Annotated in this window: 1 pseudogene; it reads left to right on the plus strand. The window is 38.4% G+C overall.

Features of this window, described 5'->3' with window-relative positions:
- Nucleotides 1–344 (plus strand): annotated as a pseudogene (locus tag Q4528_RS13000) (hypothetical protein); the annotation flags it as partial.

Consider the following 344-nt stretch of genomic DNA (forward strand, 5'->3'; position numbering starts at 1 on the left):
GTGTTTATGCAGAGGTAATTGGTTTTGAAGATGATAGGGCTGTGTTGATGGTGTTTGATACCATCAACACAATATCATCTAAATCAATTGTTTATAAGGTTGATAACTTTTCATCTTATACCTATTCCGATTCATATTTAGGGTCGGTTGTTGATGCTTTTGGTAGTTCAGATGTTGTCGTTAAAGATAGGTGTGTGTTGCCTGATTCATATGAAGAGCTAAAAGTTCGTAAATCGGTTTCTCAATCACTGGATGTAGGCGTATCTTCTATAAATGGGTTTCTTACACTGGGTATTGGCCAGCGAATAGGTGTAATGGCTGGCTCTGGTGTTGGTAAGTCTGTG

Origin of the sequence: Staphylococcus pasteuri, assembly GCF_030547725.1 — a bacterium.
Lineage (GTDB): Bacteria > Bacillota > Bacilli > Staphylococcales > Staphylococcaceae > Staphylococcus > Staphylococcus pasteuri.